Genomic DNA, 4320 nt, shown 5'->3' on the forward strand with positions numbered 1-4320 from the left:
TACAGATTGACGGGTGTATCCGCACCTTACACGGGCTAGAAGATTGTGTGTACCACATCTACATGGAATATGCTGTAACTCTTAATAACAGCGGTAACGCTACAACTGCGTTTCATATCGCCTTAAAAGTCCGGGGTTTTCAGAGTGCCGCGCTATCAGATACTAAGAAACCTGGTTTCACCAAGAAACCAGGTTTTTAGCTCGAACATAAAGTAATCAGTTTGGCATCAAGCCAGAATCGAAAACGAGTTCAAACGATCGCCTATTCAGCTTTTTGAGCCTGAGCACGTTGCTTTTTGAACATAGCACCAAACCCAACAGCGGCTCCAGCAGCAAGCATTGTTAAAGGTTCAGGAGTAGCTTCAGTGTTGCTAGTGCCGGTGCTGACAAAAACATCGCTATCGCCCTTGCTACCAATACCCCGGACGTGCATCCCTAGTCTCAAAGTACCATTATTCAACGCGGAAACTACGTTATTATAATTTCCAGTAAAGCTCAATCCCAAAACCTCACCAGTTTGGACACCGTTCCGCGTACCAGTTATCCCAGCTGCAAAATCCGTAGACCAAGGAGTAGCAAGGTTATTAGTTTGTGGCAGAGGAGTAGCTCCCTCTGTAAAGTTAACACCACGACCATTTATAATGCCAAAGTTGCTCAATAAATTGGTATTAGAACCTGTGTCCAAGTGAACAGCAGCAATAAAGATATCGGCGGCGGATTCGTCTTTATTGTCATTGAAAATGTTGAATAAAACGTTATTGGAGCCATTATCTAGGACATCAAACCTAAAGCTATTTACATAGGCATCTCCCGATGTATTATCGCTAGCAATATTACTAAAGCTGAAGGCAGAGGCAGGTGCTGCGGATACTGCACTAAGAGTAGCGACACCGGCAACAGCTAAAATAGATTTGACTAAGTTTAATTGGATTTTCATGGCTGACACCTTTATTTTTATGTTGACTGGAAGCAGGTTTTTTTCCTTCACATATTCAATCTAAAGCAAAGCACAAGTTAATGCAAGTAGGTTTGATAAAGATTCGATGAAGATTGGGAATAAGCTGATTGGATTTAGGCAAAATGCCTAAATTGATGGCTTCTAGCTAGCTATTTCCTATGGCGTGCCTCAAAAAATAGGGGTGCTGCCATCCGGATTTTAGTCCTGACTTCTCTCTCTTTTAAAAAGCTATAACTCACCTTCCTAAACAGCGGTGTTACACAGCATAATTACTGATAAAAAAGTTTTTAATCTCTAAAGTATGCCCTTAAAAAGTTTTTTATCCGTGAATGTACGGTAGAAAAGTTTAAGTGATAGGTTGATTGGTGGGTAAAAACAGGTAAAAACCGATGATGACAGTGGAATCTGCGGAATGTGGGCTATAACTCAGGACAAAATCTTGGATCGTATTCGGTGCGTGGATTCTCGCTTTCGGATTCAGCAACCAGCGCCATTTAGACTTAGATATTGCACCATTACCAAGAACCGGCTTTGGGGCCCGTTCCACAAAGAATGAGTTTTCTTGTGGGGAGTAGGGGGTGGGCAGGAGAGGCCGCCCAAAACAGGCTTATCGATCATCGTGCAACATCTCAATTTAGAGACCAATGGTTTCGGTGCTCGTTATTATCTGTGAGGCTGGAACTTTGGCCGACTAAAGGGACGACTGGACTTTCTGGGACATAGTTTTGGGAACACCTTTACCGTCGGGGCTGTTTCGGGGCAACCACGGGGAGTAGGGGTCGGATTGCCCCTAGGGAAAACCAGCTTTTTGTAGGGTTCGTGCCAAGAATGCCTACCCATCCAGGATTTGTTAGGCCTTTGGTGGGATTGGGGCAACCACGGGATTGGGGCAACCACGGGATTGGGGCAACCACGGGGGGATTGCCCCTACAAGAGAATGAAACTGCCCTGCGTCTACCGTCTGACTCTTTTAAGATACAAGGGGCGGGTTTTTGGGATTGTCAATTATTGGCCGGTATTGTTGGTGAGGGGATCCCCTACCATATTAGGGGTTATCGATCGGACATAATATGACAAGCTTAGCCAGCAAAAGCGAAAACACGCCGAAAATTCGATCGACTTTTCGGCCTGGTGCGACGAAGCCTGAGAAAGGGCCCGGAGGGAAAATCAACCGATTTCTTCTGTCAATTCGCTACTCTAGCTGCCACTGGTTTAGGGTGATGGAATGTGAAGGATTTTGCGATCGGGCGATCGTCCAATACCTGAATTCGCACTTGATACCGATAAAAAGCGCTTTTCACTGTCCCGCCTGTTTCTTCTACCGCCACAGTTGAAACGTTTTTTCGTACTCTTTCCCTTCAGTTCGATCGACATTCCCAGCATTCAGCGACAATCCCAAGCCCCACCTTAGTAAAATCAACAGCGACCAATCAAGCCCGTGTACTGCTGCTAGATTAATCCTAAATAAGTCGTAAATTTTTTACCCCACCCCAACCCTCCCCTTAGTAAGGGGAGGGAGTAAGAAATTCACAAATGATGCGAGGATTGCTATAACAGGTTTCGGATAATTCCTGACATCCTTTATATGAAAGATATAAGCGAAGTTAAACGGCAGGTAGTGGCATTGGCGGATTTCAACACCCTTTTAAGAACAGGCCAGAAAGCCTGTTCCCGATAGAGGTACAAAACACCCATAACTAACCCAAAGTATACATCCAGCCATCCCTCGCGCAAATCCTCACAATTCCGTCCCAAACTACAGGCGTCGCCTCAAAAGACAAACCCGGCTTAAATCTCCCCGATTCTATTACTTTCAAACGGTAAAACTCCCCTTTAGCATTTCTCAAAGCATTCTGATCCCCCGACTTCGCTCGTTCCCAATTCAAATTGAACAAATAAACACCGTTGTATCCCGCACTGATCAGTTTATTGCCATCGGTAAAAATCGGAGTTGAAATTGAAGAACCAATCGCTTTTTTAAATACTATTACCGGAGTATCGTAAGACTGGTTTCGCCAAGGCACAAAAGTTTTTTTACCTGTAATCATATCTTGGGAACCGATGTACAAATTGCCGTCGAGCGCATTTGTGGCAAACAGCGCCGGAAACTCCCCTGGATTGTACTCATCATTCAAAGCCACCGAGCCAATTATCCCGCCTTCCCAGCTAGAAACTCGGCGATTCCCCGTCGGCAAAAACCATTCGACGCTGGCATTCGGTTCTTTATTTGGATTCAGCTTCAGCACTCCGCCGTTGCCCTGAATGTATTGTTTTTCAATGGCACAAAATAGTTTCCCTGATTTAGAAATTACAGCACTTCCATCCAAATCTGAACCAGTATAAAAATCCCAAACAATCTTTTTAGTTGCAATGCTAATACCGTAAATGTGACCGGAACCAGCAGCTATAAATATTCTATCTTTGAGCCTTGATGGCGATGATTCCGCTACCAAGTTGCCGCCGTGCTTTCTGATATCTCCTGCTGCATAAAGCTGTACCTCCGACAAGATATTTGGCTGCTTGATGCCTTCTTTGATTTTTGCACTGCTTGTGGAACTATCGAGAAAATAGCCGATCGCATTTTCCCCCGCATTGAACAAAACGCCACCGCCGATGTACAAAGCGCTGCTGTCATTATCCCGGCTGTAGCTGGGCGTTTTCCTGATGTCTAATTTCCAAAGTTCCTTGCCAGTTCTAAAAGATATTGCCCTAAAACTCGGCACTACTTTTTTGCCACCACCGCCACTGCGGCTTCCCTGCAAAATTACAATTCTGTTTTCGGCGCTAGCTTTTTGATCGATATAAATCGTTGATGAACCTTTGATTACATCATCAAATTTATAGCGCCAAACTTCTTTATTGGTAGCAATATCTATTTTTCGCAAATTGTGGTCATAAGCACCTATAATTAAATAAGTTTTTCCCCCGTCTCTGGTAATTGTCGGCTGTCCAGTCCAACCCGCGCCGCTCCAAACTACAGACCGCCTTCCCAGAAAAGTCCGGCCGCTGCCGAGTGGAAATTTGTCGATTAACTTCAAACTTTTCGGAACACCTCTGCCGTAGAACCGACGCTTGTCGTTACCTAAAAAGGTCGGGACTAATAATTCTATTTCTGGGTCTGCTTTCGCCAGGAAATTGTTAAGATTAGTTTCTAATAAAGCTGGCTCCGAATCTTCAGTTTGGTACAGTTTGATAACAGCAGGAGGAACAGCAGCACTCAGCAAAAATTGTCCTAGCTGTTGATTGAATGTTCTCCGAGATGATAAGCTCATATTATATCGAGATAGTTAGAGAGTCGATGGCAGAGTGTCCCCTACCATCTCTCCTACAAAACCGTGCTTGCGACTTTCACCGCACACGGC

At 44.7% G+C, this 4320-nt stretch carries 4 protein-coding genes; 2 read left to right on the forward strand and 2 right to left on the reverse strand.

What is annotated here, in order from left to right; all coding sequences use genetic code 11:
* Positions 1-200: hypothetical protein (locus QT973_RS26710; RefSeq protein ID WP_333341288.1), on the forward strand; the 200-nt coding region annotated here is incomplete at its 5' end.
* 62 nt (positions 201-262) lie between these two features.
* Here the strand turns inward: QT973_RS26710 and QT973_RS26715 are convergent.
* The gene (locus tag QT973_RS26715) at positions 263-988 is read right to left on the reverse strand and encodes a PEP-CTERM sorting domain-containing protein (RefSeq protein WP_333058452.1); all 726 of its coding nucleotides are present in this window, start codon (positions 986-988) and stop codon (positions 263-265) included.
* A gap of 1040 nt (positions 989-2028) precedes the next feature.
* Here QT973_RS26715 and QT973_RS26720 point away from each other — a divergent pair.
* Positions 2029-2292, forward strand: coding sequence for a DUF255 domain-containing protein (locus QT973_RS26720; protein WP_333058451.1), 264 nt, complete (start codon positions 2029-2031; stop codon positions 2290-2292).
* Between the two features lie 363 nt (positions 2293-2655).
* Here the strand turns inward: QT973_RS26720 and QT973_RS26725 are convergent, their stop codons facing one another.
* Positions 2656-4230 (reverse strand): outer membrane protein assembly factor BamB family protein, encoded by a 1575-nt coding sequence (locus tag QT973_RS26725; protein ID WP_333392549.1) that lies wholly within the window; start codon positions 4228-4230, stop codon positions 2656-2658.
* Positions 4231-4320: the final 90 nt, after the last annotated feature.

The organism is Microcoleus sp. Z1_A1 (assembly GCF_036700305.1).
Classification (GTDB): Bacteria; Cyanobacteriota; Cyanobacteriia; order Cyanobacteriales; family Microcoleaceae; genus Microcoleus.